We start from the raw sequence: 19,782 nt of genomic DNA on the forward strand, positions 1-19,782 counted from the left end.
AGCACTTCGTGCAATCCATCCGGGTTCGAAAGCAAAATGTCTTTGACGGCAGCGCTGGCGGTCTTAACTTCAGTCTTGGTCATGGCGGCGTTCCTTCGCGGGAATCAGTGACGTGAACAATCACCAGCCTGCCATGACCGCCCCCTCTCAGCGAATTTGCAGAACTCTCAGCACACTACCGACATCGCTTTGGATTGGTAGCCATTTCGGCGCTGAAGTCGGTTGGTGGCGGGCTCAGAATTTCCCTTGTCCCTGCCGTTGATTCTGGCAGCTGCACATGGAGGGCTGGCGACGCTATTCGGGCATGGCTCTACCTGAGCGATGCCTATGTGCCGCCGAAGCGCAAGAAACCGCCGCGGGACATGCCAGTCTCGCCAGCGCTAGTTAGGGTTGCCGGCGCGGATCTAGCGTTTCGTCGGCTTTGGCGTGATGTCCTGCGACCCGCGCCTTGTCGCCATTTTTCGCGAGAACACCAGATTTTGCCTTGTCCTTACTGGTCGGCAACTCTGGACCGCAGCGGCCGACGGCGCCGGGCGCCAGTGGCAGATCGGTCGTGGCCTTCAACGGCAAGCACTGCATGCGCGCGGGCATGACTTCTTCGTTGCCGTAGCAATCGCAATCGGCTGCCCAACGGCAGTGCCTGGCCGCTACGCGCCACTGAAGAATTGTTCCTCTCAAGCCTCTTGGCTGGAAAAGGGCTTCCGCAAGTTCAACAACAACGCGCAAAGCCCGTATTGGCTCACATCCAAACAATCGCACATAGTGCTCCTGCGCCATCTCGGTCGCGTTTTCGCATCTTGGGTGTGTGCGGCGCGTCTCGGCGAAGGGCTATGGAGAATTCGTATTTCGTTCCTTCGCCGCCTTGAATGAGACAAAGGGTTTCATGGCTGTCAGAAAACGACACGTACCAACCCGCTCAAGATGATCCATATGCGCCGCGATGATAGATCAACGCCGGGCCAGGCTCTCCGCTCACCACATGTCGGACGGTGCCGAGGATCAGCGCATGGCTGTGACGAATGATGGTGTCCTCGACCGTGCAGTCTACCGCGGCAAGCGCACCTTCGAGCGCCAATGCGCCGCTTGCAAGGGTGGACCAGCGTGCACCCTCGTAGCGAGCCTGCCCCTTGAGGCCGCCTCGACCAGCAAAACGGTCGGCAATCGCAATCTGGTCGGCGCGCAGCACATTCACGCAGAAGTGCCGATGCCGGCTGATGGCTGCCCATGTCGACGAACTCAGGTTGATGCTGACGACCATTACCTCCGGTTCGACCGACAGGGAATGGGCGGTGGTAATTGTTGCGCCTGTCCGCTCGTCGCCAATGCCTGCGGTGACCACGGACACGGCTCCGGCCAGGTGTCGCATCGCAAATTTCAGGGGGATCCGGGTTTCATCCGGCAGAATGCGTTCGGTTAGTGTCATCTGGATAGCCTCATCGTGTTTGCACCTTCACGACGCCCTGCGACGCAACGCCGTCTGGTATCCCAACCATTGGTGAATTTCGGTGGCGATGCTCTCGGCATGGGCGGTGACTTCAGGGATGCCCATCAGCTCGCCGACGCTGCCGCGCGCCAGCGGTCCGCTGATGAAAATAGTGTCGGCCGGGTGACCTGACTTACCGACCGCGCGGCCGTGGCTGTCGGTGTCGAGACCAAGGCCGGTTGGGTCAAGACGGACCAGGCCCAGATGTCCAAGGGCGGCAATCGCCGTGTTGGTGCGAAGAATGTCGGCATGCGCCGGCCCGGTCGTCACGATCACGCTGTCGAACGTCTCAACGATGAGATCGTGTCGGCGCCTTGACCGCTGTGTGACGCGGATACGTCCGTCGGCCTCTTCGGCCTCGACAATCGATCCGGCGCGATAAGCGAGCGTCCCCTCGTCAAGGCGGCGATCCAGCACGACTGCTACCTGTGGCGCGATGCGGAAACGATGCACGTCCCAGAGTGCGCGAAGATGGCGCACCACGCGGCGCTGCTCGGCGAGCGGCAAGGCCTGCCAGATCAACTGCCCCTGACGCCGGACAGCGTCGAGGACCGGATACCAGTCTTCGCCCTGTCGCGTCGCTGCCGCGATCGTGGCCCGGATGCGCCTGAGCAGCACCGTGGCGCTGCATAAAGGCAGGCTGGTGAAGTCGCCTATCGGGTCGCCCTGCATGGCGGCCTGCACATGCGAGCGATAGCCATGGCGCGACAGTGCCGTGATGCGGCCGCGATGACCTCTACGGTCGAGGGCTGCAATGACGTCCGCCGAGGTCAGACCGGTGCCAACAATGAGAACACGGTCGTCGCGGCCGATCGCCTGCAGCCGTTCGAGATCGTAGGGATTGGCCACCAATCCGGCGACTGAGGCCACGCTGCGCAGCGGCGCCGGGAGGGCCGGCAATGGATGCGTCGCGGCGATCACCACAGCATCGGCGGAAAGCGTTGCGCCATCGGACAGGACAAGCCGGTAGCCCTCGCCACTGCGCTCGACCCAAGCAACTTCGGCCCTGACATGGCGGATCGCCTTGCTTTGCAGGAAGGGCTGCAGGTGGGATTCGACATAGCGGCCGAAGACCCGACGCTGCGGGTAAATCGCGCCGCTGGCGGCGATGGCCTGCGTATCGTCCAGAATAGCGCCGGTCTGCTCCAGCCAGTCGGAAAAATGGCCCTCCTCACCTGAGATCAGCGTCATCCTGGACGCCCGCACGTTGATGCGGTGCGAGGGATCGGCCGTCGAATAGGCCAGACCATAGCCGAGCGCCTCGCGCGGTTCGACGACCACGATATCGGCTGCATCGGCGGGCAGCAGCCGCGCCAGGTGAAACGCGGTTGCGGCGCCGGAAAAGCCGCCGCCAATGATGGCGACCGTCAGTTTCCCAGCCCTGCGGGAAGCGCTCAAGACTGGCTCGCGCGCAGCGCCGATGGTCGATGATCTCCGGCCACCGTTTCGCCGAACGGTCCCATGTTCACCGTCGTCGGCCGGGTCGAGATTTCGTGATCGAGCGGCAGCAGCGGCAGCACCAGTTCGCCGAAGCGATAGGCTTCCTCCAGATGCGGATAGCCGGACAGGATGAAGGTATCGATGCCAATCCTTCGGTATTCGTCGATCCGTTCTGCCACGGTCGCCGCGTCACCGACCAAGGCGGTGCCGGCGCCGCCGCGCACGAGGCCAACGCCGGCCCAAAGGTTCGGGCTGATTTCGAGCTTGTCGCGGCTGCCGCCATGCAACCGGCTCATGCGCGACTGGCCAACCGAATCCATGCGGGCGAAAACCTTCTGTGCCTCGGCGATCGTCTTGTCGTCGAGGCGGCTGATCAGCCGATCGGCATCGGCCCAGGCCTCGTCATTGGTCTCGCGAACGATGACATGCAATCGGATGCCAAAGCTCACTTCGCGGCCGGCCTTTTCGGCAAGGCCGCGCACATGCTCGACCTTGGCGGCGACGTCCGCCGGCGGCTCGCCCCAGGTGAGGTATTTGTCGATCTGCTCGGCGGCGACCGCATTGGCCGCGTCCGACGAGCCGCCGAAATAGAGCGGCGGGTGCGGCGTCTGCACCGGCGGGAACAGCAACCTGCCATCTTCGATGTGGAAATGCTTGCCTTCGAAGGCTACGGTTTCGCCGCTGAGCACGGCCTTGTAGATGTCGAGGAATTCCCGCGTCACCTCATAACGCTCGTCATGGCTGAGGAATATGCCATCGCCCTTGTTCTCGACCGGATCGCCGCCCGTGACCACGTTGATCAGCAAGCGCCCGCCCGAAATGCGGTCGAGCGTCGAGGTCATGCGCGCGGCAAGCGTCGGCGACTGCAGCCCTGGACGGACCGCAACGAGAAAGCGAAGTCGTTGCGTCAGCGGCGCCAACGCCGACGCCACCACCCAGCTGTCTTCGCAACTGCGCCCGGTCGGCAGCAGCGCGCCATAATAGCCGATGGCGTCGGCCGCCTTGGCGACCTGGGTGAGATAGGGCAGGTCGACCGCCCTGCCGCCCTCGGAGGTGCCGAGATAGCGGCTGTCGCCATGGGTGGGCAAGAACCACAGGACCTTGATCCTGTCGGGGGTGGCAGTGCTCATGAATAGTCCTTTGTGACTTTACGGCGTTCCCGCTCAGCTCCAGGCGTGGAGGGGCGGGTTGACCTCGTTCAGGTAATAGTTGCCGAGGATCGCGTATTTCCAGCGCACCGGATCGTGCAGCGTGTGGGTGCGGGCATTGCGCCAGTGGCGGTCGAGATTGTGCTCGGCCAGCGTGGATCGCGTGCCGGCAAGTTCGAACAGTTTGTTGGTGGCGTTTATGGCGATCTCGGTGGTGAGGATCTTGGATTCGGCGACCGCGATCTGCGCTTCCGCGACCGTCTTCGCGTTAGGATCGGCCACGGCGCGGTCGACCGCAAGGCCGGCCTTTTCCAGAATAGCCTCGGCCGCATTGGCGCGCAGGCGAAGGTCGCCGATCGCCTGGATCGTATAGGGATCCTGCCAGGCATGATCGACGCCGCTGTCGATCCACGCGCGCGACCTGGTACGCACGAAGCTGACCGTCTCGTCGATCGCCGCCTTGGCGATGCCGAGATCGACCGCCGCCTGGATGATCTGGAAGATGGGTCCGTCGGCTGTCGGTTTGTCGTACCCCTTGTAGCCGGGGACGAGATGCGTCTTCGCCACCTTCACATTGTCGAGCAGGACCGTGCCGGAGAGCGTCGTCTTCTGGCCGAAGCTCGACCAGTCATCGATGACGGTCAGTCCGGGCGCGCCGCGATCGGCGATGGCATACCAGGCGCGCCCCTCGTCATCGAGCGCCACAATCGGCACCAGATGGGCGAGCAGGGCGCCGCTTGAATAGAATTTCTGGCCGTTGACCACGACATGGTCACCGGCATCGACGAACTTGGTCTCGAAGTCGGCGGCACGCTTGGAGCCGAACTCGGAAAACGCGTTGCCAAAGCGCGTGCCGGACAGTGCCTCGGCGAAGAGCAGCTTTTTCTGCGCCTCGTCCGAAACCGTGCGGATGGCGGCGACCACGCCGAGATGGTTCTGCGGAATCTGGCCAAGCGAGGGATCAGCCGTCGAGATGATGGTGATCACCTTCGACAGCGTCACATAGGACACCTCCGGCCCCCCATAGGCCTTCGGCACATTGATCGACCACAAGCCGCTCTGCGAAAACGCATCGAGCTCTTCCTTCGGCCAGATGCGCTCGCGGTCCCGCTTCGACGCTTCCCTGGCGAATTCAATGGCAAGTTTTTCGGCGATGGCGATCGCCTCGGCATCGGTCTTGATGATATGCGCCTTGGCCGACGGGCGCTCCACTGGAGGCACGGCGACGCGCGCGTCGGACGGCTGCTTGGATTGGATGGTCATGCTGCAGTCTCCTGGGGGAAGTGTTGCGATGGAAGCGGCGCGCCGCCGAGATAATAGGTCTTGATGTCGTCGCGCTGGCGCAGGTCGGCAGCCGACCCTTCCAGCACGCTTTTGCCGTTTTCGAGGACGGTGGCACGATCAGCATATTTCAGCGCCACCGCCGAATTCTGCTCGGCGACAAGGATCGAAAGATCTTCGTCCCGATTGAGCCGCTTCAAGGCGCTGAAGATCTCGTCGACGATCAGCGGCGCGAGCCCCATCGAGGGCTCGTCGAGCACGAAGAGTTTCGGCCGCGACATCAGTCCGCGACCGATCGCCGTCATCTGCTGCTCGCCGCCGGAGGTGAGGCCGGACCGCGTGCGCCGTTTCTCGAGAAGCCTCGGAAACAGCGCGTAGACACGCTCAAGGTCGGCCTTCACGCCAACGCGCGAGGATGAACGCCCGAGCGCCCCGGTCAGAAGGTTCTCCTCGACCGTCAGCGAGCGAAAGCAGTGCCGGGCCTCGAGAACCTGGACCAGGCCCTTGCGGACGAGGTGCGAGGGACTTGCCCTAGAAACATCCTCGCCATCGAAAATGATCCGGCCGGCAGTGACGGAGCCGCGCTCTGCCGGCAGAAGATTGGATGCGGCGCGCAACAGCGTCGTCTTGCCGGCGCCGTTGGAGCCGAGCAACGCCACGATCTCGCCCTTGCCGACCGAGAGGTCGACGCCATGCAGGGCGGCGATGGCGCCTTTGTAGACGGCCTCGACGCGGCTGATCGACAGGATCGGATTTTCCGGGCTGGACATCGATAACTCCGCTGCGAAGATGGATGGCACGGCCGGCCCGCGGGCCGGCCGTGAGCTCTTCAAACTCAGTTGCTGACCACCGCATCGGCGTCTTCGGCCGTGCGGATCTTGAGGCCCTTTTCCTTGGCATAGGCCTCGGACGACTTCTCGATGATCGGGCGCAGCAGCTTCCAGTCCGGCGCGATCCAGTCGGACACGACGTTCCACTTCTTGCCGTCCCACTGCTGGAAGGTCACGTAGCCATCACCCTCGTGATTGTCCCAGGAGACGTTGATCGAGTGGAACAGGTCCTTGGCACCGAGTGCCTCGACGCGCGCCGGGTCGAGCTTGAGATGTTCGAAGCCCCAGCGAACCTCGTCGCCGGTCAGCGTGCGATTGCCGAACGTGGCCTGGGCGATGCGGATGGCTTCGACATTGAGGATGCCGTTGACGATGCCGAGATTGTGGTAGACCGAGCCGATGCGGCTCTTGTCCTCGAGATTGCCCTTGCCGGCGTCGTAGACCGTCTTGACGATCTCCTTGACGACCGGATAGTCGGCGCCAGACGCCTGGGTGGTGATGGCGGTGTAGCCCTTGGCGGCGTCGCCGGCGGGGATGACGTCCTCTTCGGAGTTGGACCAGACATTGCCGACGATATGATCGGCCGGGAAGCCGGTCTTCTGCGCGGTCTTGAGCGCAACCGGGTTCATCACGCCCCAGCCGCGCAGCACGACATAGTCGGGACGATCGCGACGGATCGTCAGCCACTGCGCCTGCTGCTCGTTGCCCGGATGGGGAACTTCAATCTGCGACAGCTCGAAGCCGTATTTCTGCGACAGCAGCTCATAGATAGGGATCGTCTCCTTGCCGTAGGGCGAGCCGTGATAGAGCACGACGATCTTCTTGCCCTTGAGCTTATCGAGGCCGCCTTCCTTGGAGGCGATGTAGTTCACGATGCCCGACGTTTCGCTGTAGGGGTTGAGCAGCAGCGGGAAGACGTAAGGGAATACCCGGCCGTCGGTGGTGTCGGTGCGGCCGTGGTTGATGGTGATCAGCGGCACCTTGTCATCGGTGATGCGGTCGATCATGGCATAGGCGATGCCGACCGAGAGCGGGTTCCAGGCCGCGATGCCGGGATTGCTCTTCAACCGCTCGTAGACCTCGACGCCCTTCTCAACTTCGTACTGGGTTTCGCCCTCGCTCCAGGTCAGCTTGACGCCATTGACGCCGCCGTCGCGGATGTTGATCAGGTTGAGATAGTCGATGAAGCCGCCAAAGAAGCCGGTGCCGCCGGCGGCATATGGGCCAACGCGGTAGCTCTGCAGCGGGAAATATTGTTCGTCGGCATGCACGGCTGTCGCGCCGAGCACGAAAGCGGTGGCGATCGCCGCTTTCTTGAGGTGATTGAAGAAGGTCATGAGTTGCGTCTCCTGAGGTGAGTCCGTGAGAGAATGTCGAGCGGCGCTCAGCTGGACCTTGAGCCGATCCGTCGTTTCAGGCGGTCGAAGAGGGCCGACAGCCCGTTCGGTTCCGCGATGAGGAAAATGATGATGAGCGCGCCAAGCACAATGCGCTGGCTCATGTCGAGCACACCAGAATCGAACAGGCCGCCGAACACGAAGGCGCCGAGCCGAGACAGAACGAGCGGGAAGACGACGATGAATGCGGCGCCCAGAAACGCACCGCCTATCGAAGCCAGCCCGCCGATGATGATGATGAACAGGATCTGAAACGAGCGGTCTAGATTGAAGCCGGCCGGCTCGACCGTGCGCAGATAGGTGAAGGCCCACAGCACGCCGGCGACGCCGATGATGAAGGATGAAATGGCGAAGGCCAGCAGCTTGGTCCGCAGCACCGGCACGCCAATGACGCGCGCGGCGGTTTCATTGTCGCGCACGGCAATGAAGTTGCGGCCGGTCGCGCTGTTGACCAGCCGCCAAACCAGCGCCGTCAGCACGATGACGGTGGTGACGGAAAGCAAATAGCGTCCGGTGGCGCCGTCGAGCGAAAACCCGGCTACGGCAAGGTGCGGTGCAGAAATCACCCCGGACGGATTGTCGTTGGAGAACCAGCCGAACTTGGTCAGCGCCCACTGCACGAAAAACTGGGCGGCAAGCGTCGAGACAGCGAGATAGAAGCCGCGCAGGCGCAGGCTCGGCAATCCGAAGATGACGCCGATGCCGGCGGCCGAAATTCCGGCCAGGATCATGGTCGCCGCCAGCGGCAGTCCTTCGACCCGCAGGTTGAAATTGTAGGCAGCGAAGGCGCCTACCGCCATGAAGGCGGAAGAGCCAAGCGAAAGCTGGCCGCAATAGCCGGTCAAGAGGTTGAGGCCGACTGCCGCCAGGCTGAGCGCAAGGAACGGCAGCAGGATCGCCTCGACCAGATAGCTCGACGCAAAGGCCGGGACCAGGCCGTAGACGACGACGATCGCCACGGCCGGCAAAGCTAATTTCCGGGCGAAGCTCAGCCAGTCGATTGGAGCCCTTGCGGCATCGAGCGCTTGCACGGCCATGGTCAGACCCTTTCGACGGTTTTCTGGCCAAACAGGCCGGAGGGGCGCACCAGTAGGACAACCAGCGCCAGCGCATAGGCGAACCAGCCTTCGATGCCGCCGCCGACGAAGGGTCCGAGATAGACCTCAGCGAGCTTTTCGCTGGCGCCGATGACGAGGCCGCCGACGATGGCGCCAAGGATGGAATCGAAGCCGCCAAGCACCAGCACCGGCAGCGCCTTCAACACGATCAGCGATAGCGAGAACTGGACGCCGAGGCGTGCGCCCCACAGCAGTCCCGCGACCAGCGCCACGAAGCCTGCAGCCGTCCACACCGTTCCCCAGATCCGCGGCAGCCGCAGCCCGACGGCAAGTGCCGCGAACTGATCGTCGGCGACGGCGCGAAAAGCCAGCCCGATCCGCGTCCAGTAGAAGAATGCGCTCAAGCCGGCCACCATCGCCGCGGCAATGCCGGCCGCGAGCAGATCGAACGACGAGATGAGGATGCCGCCGACCTCGAAAGGCGTGTCGTCGATGCCGAGATCGAGCCCGTGCACCTGCGTTCCCCAGATCAGCTGGGCTGCACCCTCGATGATGTAGGACAGGCCAAGCGTGGCCATGAACAGTGTCATCGGCGAGCGGTTCACCAGCGGCCTGAGCACGGTTCGCTCGATGGTGAAACCCAGCGCGACCATGACTGCGAAGGTGATGAGCAGCGCAAGCGCAAACGGGATGCCGCGTTCGACCAGGCTGACAAAGGTGAGTGCCGCAAACAGCACCATCGACCCTTGCGCGAAGTTCAGCACACCCGACGTCTTGTAGATCAGCACGAAGCCGATGGCGACGAGCGAATACATGACTCCCGACAACAGGCCGCCGACCAGCACTTCGACAACGAAGAGAAAATCATAGTAGCTCATCAGATGCCCTCGCCATCCTCGCCCTCGGCGGTGCCGAGATAGGCCCGGATCACGTCCGGATCGGCGCGCACTTCGGCCGGCGTGCCGTCGGCGATCTTGCGGCCGTAATCGAGCACGGCGACGCGGTCGGATAGGCCCATGACGACCCCGATGTCGTGCTCGATCAGGATGATGGTGACGCCATGCCGGTCGCGCGCGGCGCGCACGAACCCGGCCATCTCGGCTTTCTCGGTCGCCGTCATGCCCGCCATCGGTTCGTCGAGCAGCAGGATCTTCGGCTCGGCAACCAGCGCTCGCGCCAGTTCGACCCGCTTCTGCAAGCCGTAGGGCAGCGTCGCGACCAGCTGATCGGCGACCGTTTCCAGATGCAGGAAGGCGATTGTCTGGTCGACCTTTTCGGCAATCGCAGCGTCTTCGCGCCTGGCGCGTGGCAGGCCGGCAATATGTTCGACAAAACTGGCGCGCCTGGTGTGGACGCGGCCCGACGCGATGTTGTCGCGCACCGAAAGCCCGGGAAAGAGCGCCAGGTTCTGGAAGGTGCGCGCGACGCCCAGACGTGCCAGACGGTTCGCGGGCACACGGGAGAATGACTGGCCGGCGATCGCGATCTTGCCGTGGTCGGCGTGATAGAGGCCGCTGATGATGTTGATCAGCGAGGATTTGCCTGCGCCGTTGGGGCCGATCACGGCGCGGATTTCGCCGCTCTTGACCTCGAGATCGACATCGCTCAGCGCCGTGACGCCGCCGAACGAAATGCCAATCCCGCTCAGGATCAGGATCGCATCGACCTTTGCCGACAGGCGCGCCGGGCGCGTGTCCGTGAGTGGACCAGCGCCAGCAAGAATGCCGGGGATTTCGGGCGCACGCTCGTATGCGGCGGCTCCCAGCGAAGCACCAATCATGACACGTTCCTGATTTTGGAGGAGTGCGCGGCCCGCAGGCCGCGCCCTGGCCTATTCGGCGGCGACAAGCTCCCTGTCACGCGCCGCTTCCAGTTCGCGCACCAGCGGGATGATGCGCTTGCCGAAGAACTCGACCTCTTCCTGGAAATGCAGGAAGCCGAGCAGGATCAGATCGGCGCCGGCATCCTTCAGCTTGAGGATGCGTTCGGCGATCTGTTCCGGCGTGCCAATCAGATTGCTGCGGAAGCCGTCATTGTATTGCACCAGATCCTCAAGGGACGACTTCGCCCAGTTGCCCTCGCCTTCCGGCGAGGCCTTGCCGGCATTCTTGACCTGGTCGGCAAAGCCCTGCACCGCTTCGGGATTGGCCTTGGCGACGATCTCGTCCAGCACGGCGCGTGCTTCCGCCTCGGTTTCGCGAGCAATGGCAAAGGCGTTGACGCCGATCTTCACCTTGTGGCCATTCGCCTTCGCCTTGGCCTGGATATCGTCGACCTGCTTCCTGATCTCTTCGGGCGTGTTGCCGTTGGTGAAATACCAGTCGGACACCCGCGAAGCCATGTCACGCGCGGCGCGCGACGAGCCGCCCTGGAAGATCTCGGGCTGCGGATCGATCGGCTTCGGCTTCATCGAGTAGTTGGTGAAGCGATAGAAGTCGCCCTTCAGCGTAAAATTGTCCTCGGTCCAGATGCCGCGCAACGCGCGGATGAACTCCTCCGAGCGGCGGTAGCGCTCGTCATGGTCGAGCCACATCTCGCCGATGGCGGCGAACTCGCCACGGAACCAGCCGCTGACGACATTGACGGCCACGCGGCCATTGGTCAGGTGGTTGATGGTGGCGATCTGCTTGGCCGCCAGCGCCGGGTTCCATGGACCGGGCAAGACGGCGGCAATCACTTTCAGCGTTGTGGTGGCGGCCAGCAGTGCGTGGCTGAACGACACGGATTCGTGCTGGTTGTCGGCGCCGTAGCCGGCGGTGAAGCGGATCTGGCTCAGTGCGTAGTCGAAGCCGTTGGCCTCTGCGATCTGGGCGAGCTTGCGGTTGTAGTCGATGTCCCAACCGGTCCGCTGCTCGATGTTGGAGATGACCAGGCCGCCGGAGACGTTCGGAACCCAGTAGGCGAATTTCAGGCCGTCGGAATGAGACGTCATGTCGTTGTTCCCTTTTTGGTTGGCTCAGCCGACGCGCGCTGCGGCGGCGGCATTTGCATGGTTGGAATTGAGCAGTGAAACCGCTTCGGATGCGGCCCGTGAAATGCGTTCGCGTATCGCCTCGCCGACGATTTCGGCGCCGATGAAATCGTCGGGCGCCCCATAGACGCCGGTCGGTACGGTGACGGCGCCGAAAAAGCCGAATAATGGCCGCAACTGATGTTCGAGAACCAGGCCATGGTATGGACTTCCGCCTGTCGCCGCGAGAAGCACGGTCTTGCCGGCGAGCGCGCGATAGTCGACGAGGTCGAACAGGTGCTTGAGGGCGCCGGTGTAGGAAGCCCGATAGACAGGCGTTCCGACCACGAGCAGATCGGCCTTCTCGACACGCTGGATAATCGCTTCGCCGGACGCGCCGAGGGCGCCACGGGACAGTCCGACAAAAAGCGAAGGCGCCGCCTCGGTGATTTCGATCAGGCCCGTGTCTGCCGGGACGCGCAGCGCCACGTCCTTGACCAGCGCGTTCACCACCGCGGTTGTGCGCGATGGCGTGCTTACGCCGCCGGATATTCCGAGAACCGATAGCCTTGCCAACTCATCAATCTCCCAGACCCTGCATGCGCATCGGTCATTTCCAAACCGGGGCAGACGATATTCGACAAAATCTATAGAGATAAGGAACGACGTTTCGATTTTTCGCCTTTGGCGAGAAAAATCCGGTTCTGCTAATGTGCGGTAGCAACGTCCATCTGGCGATGGCCGGGAAGGATCAAAACGGCTCGCAGTCATCTATCGACATTTTTGAAAGCGCCGATGCCTTTGGGCAATAAGGTTCGTGCCATGATGCCTGGCGTCGCCGTCGCGCAATACTACGAAACGGCTTCCCTTGCCGGCGACATCACTAGTTTCTGGGTGCCCAATCGGGATTGTCTCTTTCCATGGTGCGCGACATTGGCTTTAGGATTAGCCGCAGCGACAGTTGGGACACACGCATCCTTGTGGACGCTCGCCAGGCGGTACAGGAAAACCGAAAGAAGGCCTATGCTTGTGGGCTGCTGCCAGGCTGACTGGCTGACTGACAAAATGGCTCAGCGTATGAGCGCGACGACGTCCAGCAGCGCTGGACGGCTGGACGGCGCCAGTTGCTCGCGATCGACACGGGCAAGCTCTATGGCGGGCGTGGGGATTTCCTGCCGGTGGCCGAGGCGATAGCCTAGCAGATTCGTCACCGCCTATATCACCCACGGCGTCAATGACGGCCCAGGAATCTGGTGGGCTTTTCTGCTGGGTCAGGTGTTGAATGTGGGCCGATCGTACGTCCGCGATCAATCCGCCGCAGCTCGGCGGCCTTGACCACCCGTTGCAGCCCGCCGACGTCACGAAATGACGGACGGGCACCAGGAAGTCCCACGGGTTGCCTCTTCACGCCAGCACGCCTGTGCCACCGTCGCTGCCTAAGAGGCGGCGACGGTGGCCGCTTGAAGCAGAACCCGCGCGCCGGTAACCGCGTGGGCAGGCTCCACATATTCCGCCTCGTTGTGGCTCAGCCCGTCACGGCACGGCACAAAGATCATCACGGCAGGCGCCACCCGGGCGAGGAACAGCGCGTCATGGAATGCACCCGAGATCATCTGTTTGTGCGGCAGCTTTAGGCTATTGGCGGCCTCCTCGACGGTTTTGACCATATCGGGAGAGAATGCCGCCCCCGGCATGTCGAACGACCGACTGATCGTTACCGTGCAATGCTGAGCTTCTGCCTCCGCCGCGCACACCTGGCGCAGTTCTGCTTCGATGGCATCGAGCCGCTCTACCCGCGGATGCCTGATATCGACGGCGAAGACCACAGACTGCGGTATGGCGTTGATCGATCCCGGCTGGGCGGTCACCCGGCCCACCGTCAGCCTTGCCCTGCTGTCGAACGGCATGATCGTCGTCTGGAGCCTGTGAATCGCGGCAACGGCCGCGACCATCGGATCCCTACGGTAGGCGAGGCCGGTTGTACCGGCGTGACCGGCGGCGCCCTCAATGCAGACCTCCAGCCAGCGCGTACCTTGCACGGCTGTGACGATACCGATCGGAAACCGCTCCTTTTCCAGCGATGGTCCCTGTTCGATATGCAGCTCGATGTAGCCGGATATCGGCATGCCGAGGGGGCGAAGGGTTGCCTCTGGCAAGGCGGAGATCGTTGCCCCGAGCTCCTCTGCGAGGGACGCACCGTCGCTGCCGACTATGGACCGCCATGCGCAAATGTCGGCTCCGGTGAAGGCCATGGAGCCCATGACACCCGGCGTAAACCGGCTGCCCTCTTCATTGGCCCAGGCGACGACCTCGATCGGCATCCGAGTCTCGGCCCTCGCGTCCTCCAGCGCTTCGAGCGCCTCGAAGGCGGAAAGCGTGCCGAGCGCTCCATCGAAGCGCCCGCCGGTCGGCTGGCTGTCGAGGTGGCTGCCGATAAGCAGCGGCGGCAGGGTGGCATCCGTGCCCTCGCGGCGGATGAAAAGGTTTGCCATGGCGTCCTGGAAAACCGCGAAGCCGCGCGCGAGCGCCAATTCCGCCAACAGGCGCCGGGCGCCGCGATCCTCAATGCTGAACGCCTGTCGGTTTACGCCACCGGCTGGCGTCGCGCCGATCCGGGCGAAGGCATCGAGCCGGCCCAGCAGCCGCTCGCCGTCGATCTCCGGCACTGAAGTCACCGCTTGAGGCCGCGGATGAAGGCCTTCACCCGTTGCGGATCGACCTGATTCCACCACACTCCATCATGTTTCAGCGAGCTGGCGACAATGACGCCGTCGACGATGTCCAAGATATCGTTGGCGTTGTCGGGTGTCACCCCGCTGCCGACAAGCGTCGGCAGTCCGGCGGCGTCCTTGATCATCCTGATGTAGCTGAGGTCGGCGGCGTGGCCAGTGCGCTGGCCGGTGGCGATCACCGCGTCGGCATCGAAGAACACGAGGTCCTTGACCTGCTCCTCGATCGGCCGGTCGCCGACGATGGCGTGGGCGCCATGCTTGACATGCGCGTCGGCGAAGATGCGGATGCCGTTGGCCCGAAGCCTAGCGCGGAAACGCATGGCGCGCGCCGCTTCGCCTTCGATAAAGCCCTCGTTGGCGACATAGGCGTTGGCCCATTGATTGACGCGCACGAAGGAAGCACCGGAGGCACTGGCGATCGAAAGCGCGGGAATGGAGGCATTGGCAAGCACATTGATGCCGATCGGCCGGCCGAGTTCTCTGCGGATCCGGTCTGAGACGACAGACATGTAGGCGGAGGTTTCCGGCCCGATATCATCCGGCTTGGAAAACGGCACGTCACCATGGTTTTCGGCGATCACGCCGTCACACCCTCCCTGCAAATAGGCTTTGGCGTCGTCGAGGCCGCGCTGATAGATGGCCTCGATCGCCTCGCCATCGTAGCGCGGCGCACCCGGCAAGGGTGCAAGGTGAACAACGCCGATCACCACCTTGCTCCTGCCGAAGATCGACTGCAGCACATCATCCGCGACCTGGCCAATGGGTTTGGAGTTAGGGGAATTTGTCATGCGGTTTTCGCTTCCGTCGTTTCCATAAGCACTTTCATTTCCCGTCTGTCGGGGCAGGAACCGAGCGTGCCGGCGCGCCCGACCGAGATGGCTGCGGCGCGGACCGCAATCCGCGCTGCCGCGGGGAGCTCCATGCCGGCCGCAAGGCAACCAGCGAGGCAACCGCAAAAGACGTCGCCCGCGCCGCTGGTGTCTAGCACGGCCACGCTGGGCGCCGCGATCCGGTCGATCCGTCCTTCGCCATCGGCGACAAGGCAGCCGAGTGCGCCAAGCGTCACGATGGCAGCGCCGGCGCCCTGACGGATCAAGTCGCGGGCCGCCATGGCAGGGTCGCCAGCCCCGGTCAGTTGCGCCGCTTCGCCCGCGTTGGCGATGACGACGCTGACGTCGCTCAAGCCCGGTGTGTGGTCGGCCGCAAGCGGGCTCGGATTGAAGATCGTCATCGCTCCCGCGCCGCGCGCCACCTTCAGGCAAGTGGCCGTCATATCCGGAGCCAGATTGCCCTGAAATACCACGATATCGCCGCGTTCGATCGCTCGGGTAAAACCGCTGTCGGCCATAGGATTGTACGCGGCGGCGCAACTGGCTCCGGTGACGATCAGGTTCTCGCCCCGCGCATCGACCATGATCGTTGACCGATCGCTGGGCAGTGGCAGTACCGCCAGATGGCTGGCATCGAGATCGCGGCTCAACTGCTCTGCGATCCAGGCTCCGGCGGGATCGTTGCCGATCGCGGCACGGAAGCGAACATCGGCTCCGGTGCGCGCCGCGGCCACCGCCTGGTTCGCACCCTTGCCGCCAAGTCCGTCAGCATGTTCCGATGCGTTCAGCGTCTCGCCTGCCGCCGGAAACCGGTCCAACTGAAAGGTTGTATCGACGCAAACATTACCGACGACATGGACGCGCATGGCTAATCCCTGGCCGTTGCCCAGCCTAGCATCTGTTCGAACAACGTCTTGTAGCCATTCCAGGCGATGAAGCCCGGCGGCAGCCAGTGCGGGCCGACATCCGACGTCCAGGCGACGGTGCGGCCCTGGCCATATTTGCCGGTCACCAGCAGCGGCAGCGAACGGTAGTCGGAAGAGACGGTGGCGAGAACTTCCGCGCCGTCCTTGACCGTGACCTCGTTGAAGCCAAGCAGGATTGGCCAATCCTTGCCGAGGCCCTTGAGGATCGGATGGGTCTGCGGGCCGACGACGACCGGCGCATAGCCTTCTGGAACCTCGACACGGTCGTCCACCGGCAGGCAGATGACCGGCAAAACGTCCTCAACCGGCGTCTTGTGATAGCGCGCGCCACCATTGATGCCTTGGAAGCTGTAATACCCGCCGAACATCAACAGGCCGCCGCCATTGCCGACATAGTCGCGCAACAGGCGCAGCCGGTTCGGCGTCGGTTTGGAGTGGATCCAGGTATCGGGGTGAAGCAGCAGCGTGTTGGCTCCAAGATCGGAGAGCACGACCGCGTCATAGGCCGAAAGCGCTTCCATGGTCTGCGGGAAATTCCGCTGTGCCTCATGCGCCGGCATGAAGGTGACGTCGAATAGGCTGTCCTTCAGCGCGGCCAGCAACTCATCGGCACCGGTGTGATAGGTCACGGTGGGAAACTGATCGAAGCCTTTGATGTGGGTCGCGGTCGAGACCCAGGACTCGCCTGCGAGAAGAACCTTCCTCCTGGACATGTAGTCTCCCTATCTTGTTTTGGAGCCGCGGCTGAGGCCCTCGGCGAACACAGTCTTTGGATTGTCGATGAGCATCGTGTCGATTGCCGACTGCCCGACACCATGGCGCTTCAGTCTCGGCACGAAATGCTTGAGGATGAAGCCGTAGCCGAAACCGCCGAAGCGGGTCAGCATGATCTTGAGAAAGACGTCCTGCGACAGCAGAATCCTGTCGAGCAGTCCCATGTCGATCAGCGAGCGGATCGCCTGCGCATTCTGCTCGTCGGACGGCGATTGCGCGTCCTGGTCGGCATAATAGAAATCCATGCCGATCATGTCGTATTCCAGGAAGGCGCCACGCGCGGCGAGGCTTTGCTGGTAGGCAAGATCGTTGTGGCTGGGGTTCATGTGGCAAAGCACCGTATGCCGGAGATCGGCGCCTTCTGTCTCGACCACGTCAAGCACATCATGCGCCAGCCGCTCCCAGCCGGGCAGATGGATCGTCAGCGGCACGCCGGTCATCTTGGCCGCACGGGCGGAGGCCCGCAGCGACTTGCGCTCCTCGTCGGTAAAATCCTTGCTGACGCCAACCTCGCCGATGATGCCGGCAATGATTTCGGGCTGCGCCGACCCGCCGCCGACATCATTGACGAGGAATTCGGTGACATCGTCGACGTCCATCGCTTTCAGCCAGTCGGGGTGGGTGTGTTGCAGATAGAAGCCAGTGCCCATGACGATGCGCAGTCCCGACGCGCGGGCAATGCGCGCCAGCTTCGCCGGATCGCGGCCAATGCCGATATTGGTTGCATCGACCACGGTATGGCCGCCGAGCGCCCGGTACTTCGCCAGTTCCGACAGCGCCAGGTCGCTGTCGTCGAGCGAGACGTTGTCGCGGTTCATGTAGGGGTTCATCCGCAACTCGCCGATGATCTCCATGCTGACCGGCTGCTCGGCGATCTTCTTCTCGTCGGGATGGCAAGGGCATTTCCACGATGTCGCGCCATCGAGCAGGATATGCTCGTGCATCAGCGTCACGCCCATATCGGCGATCGCAACCGGGCCGGTGACGGTCATCACCGTGCCGGAGCGAACACCGATCGGCGCCCGTTCCCTTGGCTTGTCGTCGAACAGATGATCCATGTCAGCGGCTCCGCGTTGCGCCCTTGAACAGGCGGAAATTCAGCCAGATGGCAACGAGGATGATTGTGCCGGTAACGATCGGCGTCAGGAATGGGGACATGTGCGCCAGGATCAAGCCGTTGCCGATGACCGCGACGGTCAACGCGCCGAGCACAGTGCCGATGATCGTACCGCGCCCGCCGAACAGACTGGTGCCGCCAAGCACCACGGCGGCGATGACATCGAGCTCGAAACCCTGGCCGGCATTCGACGAGCCGGAACCGAGCCGGGCGGCGAGGATGATGCCGGCCACCGCCGCCGCCATGCCCGACAGGATGTAGACGAAGAGCGTCATGAAGCGCGTATCGACACCGGCTCGGCGCACGGCCTCTGTATTGGCGCCGATGCCGGTGACATAGCGGCCGAACGGCGTCTGGTTGAAGGCGAGATAGGCAATGATCAGCACGACAAGGGCGAGCAGCGCCGGTACCGGCACGCCGAGAAACCAGGCCCTGCCGATGTTGACGAAGAAGCTGGTCGGTTCGACCGGGATCGAATAGCCGCCGGTGATCAGCAACGCCACGCCGCGGATGACGGAGAGCCCGGCAAGGGTGACGATGAAGGGCGGTATCCGCTCGTAGGCGATGAAGAAGCCGTGCAAGGCGCCGATCGCAGCACCAAGCGCCAGCATGGCGATGACGACCAGCGGCCATGGCAGGTCGGCCTGCAGGAAAACCGCCGACAGCGTTGCCGTCAGCGCCAGCACGGAGCCGACCGAGAGGTCGATGCCGCCGGTGGTGATGACGAAGGTCATCGCGGCCGCAACGATCAGCAGCGGCGCCGACTGGCGCGCGATGTTGAGCAGATTGGGCGTCGTCAGGAAGGAACCGGTGATCAGCGAGAAGACCGCGCAGACGACGATGAAGAACAGCGCAATCGAGACGACGCTGCCATTGGCTAACGCCACATCCTTCCACGTGCTGTTGTGAGCGCGTTTGGGCGAGGCGCCAACACCGGCGGAGGTAACGTTCATGGTTGGACCCCCTCATCGCGGCTTGCGCGGGCCGAGCGCGCGGTGAATTTGCGGCCGACGATCAGGTTGACGACCTCCTCGATGCTGGTCTCGCCGATCTTGCGCTCGGCGACATTGCGGCCTTCGTACATGACCTGGATACGATCGCAGACCAGGAACAGATCCTGCAGCCGATGGGTGATGAGGATGACGCTGACGCCCCGGGCGCTGACGGCGCGGATGAGTTCCAGAACCGCCTCCACTTCCGCCACCGCAAGGGCGGCCGTCGGCTCGTCCATGATCAGCACCGACGGATCGAAGGAAGCGGCGCGGCCGATGGCGATCGACTGGCGCTGGCCACCGGAGAGGTTTTCGACCTTGAGCCTGGTGTCGGTGATGACGATGCCGAGCCGGTCGAGCATCTGGCGCGTCTCGCCATGCATGCGCTTGTTGTCGAGAAAGGGGACGCCGAGAACGCGGCGACGCGGCTCGCGGCCGAGGAAGAGATTGCCCGCCACATCCACCGTGTCGCAGAGCGAAAGGTCCTGGTAGACCATCTCCACCCGCGCGGCGCGGGCATCGGCCGGCGACGAGAAAGACGCCGCCTTGCCATCGATCTCGATGGTGCCGGCATCAGGAATGACCGCACCGGACAGCACCTTGCTCAAGGTGGATTTGCCGGCGCCATTGTCGCCGACCAGACCGAGCACTTCGCCAGGCTTCAGGTTCAGCGAGACATCGTCCAGCGTCTGGATAGGGCCGTACCGTTTGGAAATACCGGTCATCCTGACGCGGTAGGTCTCGCCATCGCTCATCATGGTTCCAATTCTCTGGGCGCGACATGTTCAATCGGTCGCCGGGCCGCGCAGGCAACCCTCGGGTCA

Annotated in this window: 20 protein-coding genes; all 20 read right to left on the reverse strand. The window is 63.4% G+C overall.

The features are described 5' to 3' along the window. Positions 1-384 precede the first annotated feature (384 nt). On the reverse strand, positions 385-777 hold the full coding sequence (locus NKI88_RS15745) for a hypothetical protein (protein WP_352656018.1): 393 nt from the start codon (positions 775-777) through the stop codon (positions 385-387). Between the two features lie 139 nt (positions 778-916). Then, a complete protein-coding gene (locus NKI88_RS15750) occupies positions 917-1,423 on the reverse strand; it encodes a flavin reductase family protein (RefSeq protein ID WP_352656020.1) in 507 nt (168 codons plus the stop codon). Positions 1,424-1,450: 27 nt separating this feature from the next. Further along, complete coding sequence (locus NKI88_RS15755; RefSeq protein WP_352656022.1) at positions 1,451-2,881, reverse strand: FAD/NAD(P)-binding protein; 1,431 nt, start codon at positions 2,879-2,881, stop codon at positions 1,451-1,453. Then, complete coding sequence (ssuD, locus tag NKI88_RS15760) at positions 2,878-4,053, reverse strand: FMNH2-dependent alkanesulfonate monooxygenase (protein ID WP_023686773.1); 1,176 nt, start codon at positions 4,051-4,053, stop codon at positions 2,878-2,880. The genes NKI88_RS15755 and ssuD overlap by 4 nt, the downstream gene beginning before the upstream one ends. Positions 4,054-4,086: 33 nt before the next feature. Continuing rightward, positions 4,087-5,334 carry an SfnB family sulfur acquisition oxidoreductase gene (locus NKI88_RS15765; protein WP_023746466.1) on the reverse strand — a complete coding sequence of 416 codons (1,248 nt, stop codon included), beginning with the start codon at positions 5,332-5,334 and terminating at the stop codon, positions 4,087-4,089. Continuing rightward, positions 5,331-6,122, reverse strand: coding sequence for an ABC transporter ATP-binding protein (locus NKI88_RS15770; RefSeq protein WP_352656024.1), 792 nt, complete (start codon positions 6,120-6,122; stop codon positions 5,331-5,333). Before NKI88_RS15770 ends, NKI88_RS15765 begins: the two co-directional genes overlap by 4 nt. Before the next feature lie 65 nt (positions 6,123-6,187). Beyond that, positions 6,188-7,519 (reverse strand): ABC transporter substrate-binding protein, encoded by a 1,332-nt coding sequence (locus NKI88_RS15775; RefSeq protein ID WP_352656026.1) that lies wholly within the window; start codon positions 7,517-7,519, stop codon positions 6,188-6,190. Positions 7,520-7,566: 47 nt separating this feature from the next. After that, positions 7,567-8,616 carry a branched-chain amino acid ABC transporter permease gene (locus NKI88_RS15780; protein ID WP_352656028.1) on the reverse strand — a complete coding sequence of 350 codons (1,050 nt, stop codon included), beginning with the start codon at positions 8,614-8,616 and terminating at the stop codon, positions 7,567-7,569. A gap of 2 nt (positions 8,617-8,618) precedes the next feature. Then, the gene (locus NKI88_RS15785; protein ID WP_023727744.1) at positions 8,619-9,515 is read right to left on the reverse strand and encodes a branched-chain amino acid ABC transporter permease; all 897 of its coding nucleotides are present in this window, start codon (positions 9,513-9,515) and stop codon (positions 8,619-8,621) included. Then, positions 9,515-10,417 (reverse strand): ABC transporter ATP-binding protein, encoded by a 903-nt coding sequence (locus NKI88_RS15790; RefSeq protein ID WP_352656030.1) that lies wholly within the window; start codon positions 10,415-10,417, stop codon positions 9,515-9,517. Before NKI88_RS15790 ends, NKI88_RS15785 begins: the two co-directional genes overlap by 1 nt. 51 nt (positions 10,418-10,468) lie before the next feature. Then, positions 10,469-11,569, reverse strand: a complete 1,101-nt coding sequence (gene sfnG, locus NKI88_RS15795; RefSeq protein ID WP_023709130.1) for a dimethylsulfone monooxygenase SfnG — start codon at positions 11,567-11,569, stop codon at positions 10,469-10,471. A 24-nt stretch (positions 11,570-11,593) separates the two neighbouring features. Then, entirely contained in the window at positions 11,594-12,163 is a 570-nt protein-coding gene (gene msuE / locus NKI88_RS15800) for an FMN reductase (RefSeq protein WP_023670623.1), read from the reverse strand. 494 nt (positions 12,164-12,657) lie between these two features. Continuing rightward, positions 12,658-12,798 carry a hypothetical protein gene (locus NKI88_RS15805; protein WP_352656032.1) on the reverse strand — a complete coding sequence of 47 codons (141 nt, stop codon included), beginning with the start codon at positions 12,796-12,798 and terminating at the stop codon, positions 12,658-12,660. A gap of 225 nt (positions 12,799-13,023) precedes the next feature. After that, positions 13,024-14,262: a Zn-dependent hydrolase gene (locus tag NKI88_RS15810; protein WP_352656034.1), complete on the reverse strand. Its 1,239-nt coding sequence runs from the start codon at positions 14,260-14,262 to the stop codon at positions 13,024-13,026. Continuing rightward, positions 14,259-15,107, reverse strand: coding sequence for a BtpA/SgcQ family protein (locus tag NKI88_RS15815; RefSeq protein ID WP_352656036.1), 849 nt, complete (start codon positions 15,105-15,107; stop codon positions 14,259-14,261). The genes NKI88_RS15810 and NKI88_RS15815 overlap by 4 nt, the downstream gene beginning before the upstream one ends. Further along, the gene (locus tag NKI88_RS15820) at positions 15,104-16,015 is read right to left on the reverse strand and encodes a ribokinase (protein ID WP_352459481.1); all 912 of its coding nucleotides are present in this window, start codon (positions 16,013-16,015) and stop codon (positions 15,104-15,106) included. Before NKI88_RS15820 ends, NKI88_RS15815 begins: the two co-directional genes overlap by 4 nt. A gap of 2 nt (positions 16,016-16,017) precedes the next feature. Beyond that, on the reverse strand, positions 16,018-16,788 hold the full coding sequence (locus tag NKI88_RS15825) for a glutamine amidotransferase (RefSeq protein ID WP_352459480.1): 771 nt from the start codon (positions 16,786-16,788) through the stop codon (positions 16,018-16,020). Between the two features lie 9 nt (positions 16,789-16,797). Beyond that, positions 16,798-17,907 (reverse strand): phosphotriesterase family protein, encoded by a 1,110-nt coding sequence (locus NKI88_RS15830; RefSeq protein WP_352459479.1) that lies wholly within the window; start codon positions 17,905-17,907, stop codon positions 16,798-16,800. Position 17,908: 1 nt separating this feature from the next. Then, complete coding sequence (locus NKI88_RS15835) at positions 17,909-18,919, reverse strand: ABC transporter permease (protein WP_352459478.1); 1,011 nt, start codon at positions 18,917-18,919, stop codon at positions 17,909-17,911. Further along, positions 18,916-19,716, reverse strand: a complete 801-nt coding sequence (locus NKI88_RS15840) for an ATP-binding cassette domain-containing protein (RefSeq protein ID WP_502896817.1) — start codon at positions 19,714-19,716, stop codon at positions 18,916-18,918. Before NKI88_RS15840 ends, NKI88_RS15835 begins: the two co-directional genes overlap by 4 nt. Positions 19,717-19,782 lie beyond the last annotated feature (66 nt).

It is taken from the genome of Mesorhizobium sp. M0317 (genome assembly GCF_040321555.1).
Taxonomy (GTDB): Bacteria; Pseudomonadota; Alphaproteobacteria; order Rhizobiales; family Rhizobiaceae; genus Mesorhizobium.

Coding starts and splice junctions, on each gene's coding strand:
- NKI88_RS15745 (WP_352656018.1), bottom strand. CDS start 777: ATGGCGCAGGAGCACTATGTGCGATTGTTTGGATGTGAGCCAATACGG.
- NKI88_RS15750 (WP_352656020.1), bottom strand. CDS start 1,423: ATGACACTAACCGAACGCATTCTGCCGGATGAAACCCGGATCCCCCTG.
- ssuD (WP_023686773.1), bottom strand. CDS start 4,053: ATGAGCACTGCCACCCCCGACAGGATCAAGGTCCTGTGGTTCTTGCCC.
- NKI88_RS15765 (WP_023746466.1), bottom strand. CDS start 5,334: ATGACCATCCAATCCAAGCAGCCGTCCGACGCGCGCGTCGCCGTGCCT.
- NKI88_RS15770 (WP_352656024.1), bottom strand. CDS start 6,122: ATGTCCAGCCCGGAAAATCCGATCCTGTCGATCAGCCGCGTCGAGGCC.
- NKI88_RS15775 (WP_352656026.1), bottom strand. CDS start 7,519: ATGACCTTCTTCAATCACCTCAAGAAAGCGGCGATCGCCACCGCTTTC.
- NKI88_RS15780 (WP_352656028.1), bottom strand. CDS start 8,616: ATGGCCGTGCAAGCGCTCGATGCCGCAAGGGCTCCAATCGACTGGCTG.
- NKI88_RS15785 (WP_023727744.1), bottom strand. CDS start 9,515: ATGAGCTACTATGATTTTCTCTTCGTTGTCGAAGTGCTGGTCGGCGGC.
- NKI88_RS15790 (WP_352656030.1), bottom strand. CDS start 10,417: ATGATTGGTGCTTCGCTGGGAGCCGCCGCATACGAGCGTGCGCCCGAA.
- sfnG (WP_023709130.1), bottom strand. CDS start 11,569: ATGACGTCTCATTCCGACGGCCTGAAATTCGCCTACTGGGTTCCGAAC.
- NKI88_RS15815 (WP_352656036.1), bottom strand. CDS start 15,107: ATGACAAATTCCCCTAACTCCAAACCCATTGGCCAGGTCGCGGATGAT.
- NKI88_RS15820 (WP_352459481.1), bottom strand. CDS start 16,015: ATGCGCGTCCATGTCGTCGGTAATGTTTGCGTCGATACAACCTTTCAG.
- NKI88_RS15825 (WP_352459480.1), bottom strand. CDS start 16,788: ATGTCCAGGAGGAAGGTTCTTCTCGCAGGCGAGTCCTGGGTCTCGACC.
- NKI88_RS15830 (WP_352459479.1), bottom strand. CDS start 17,907: ATGGATCATCTGTTCGACGACAAGCCAAGGGAACGGGCGCCGATCGGT.
- NKI88_RS15835 (WP_352459478.1), bottom strand. CDS start 18,919: ATGAACGTTACCTCCGCCGGTGTTGGCGCCTCGCCCAAACGCGCTCAC.
- NKI88_RS15840 (WP_502896817.1), bottom strand. CDS start 19,716: ATGATGAGCGATGGCGAGACCTACCGCGTCAGGATGACCGGTATTTCC.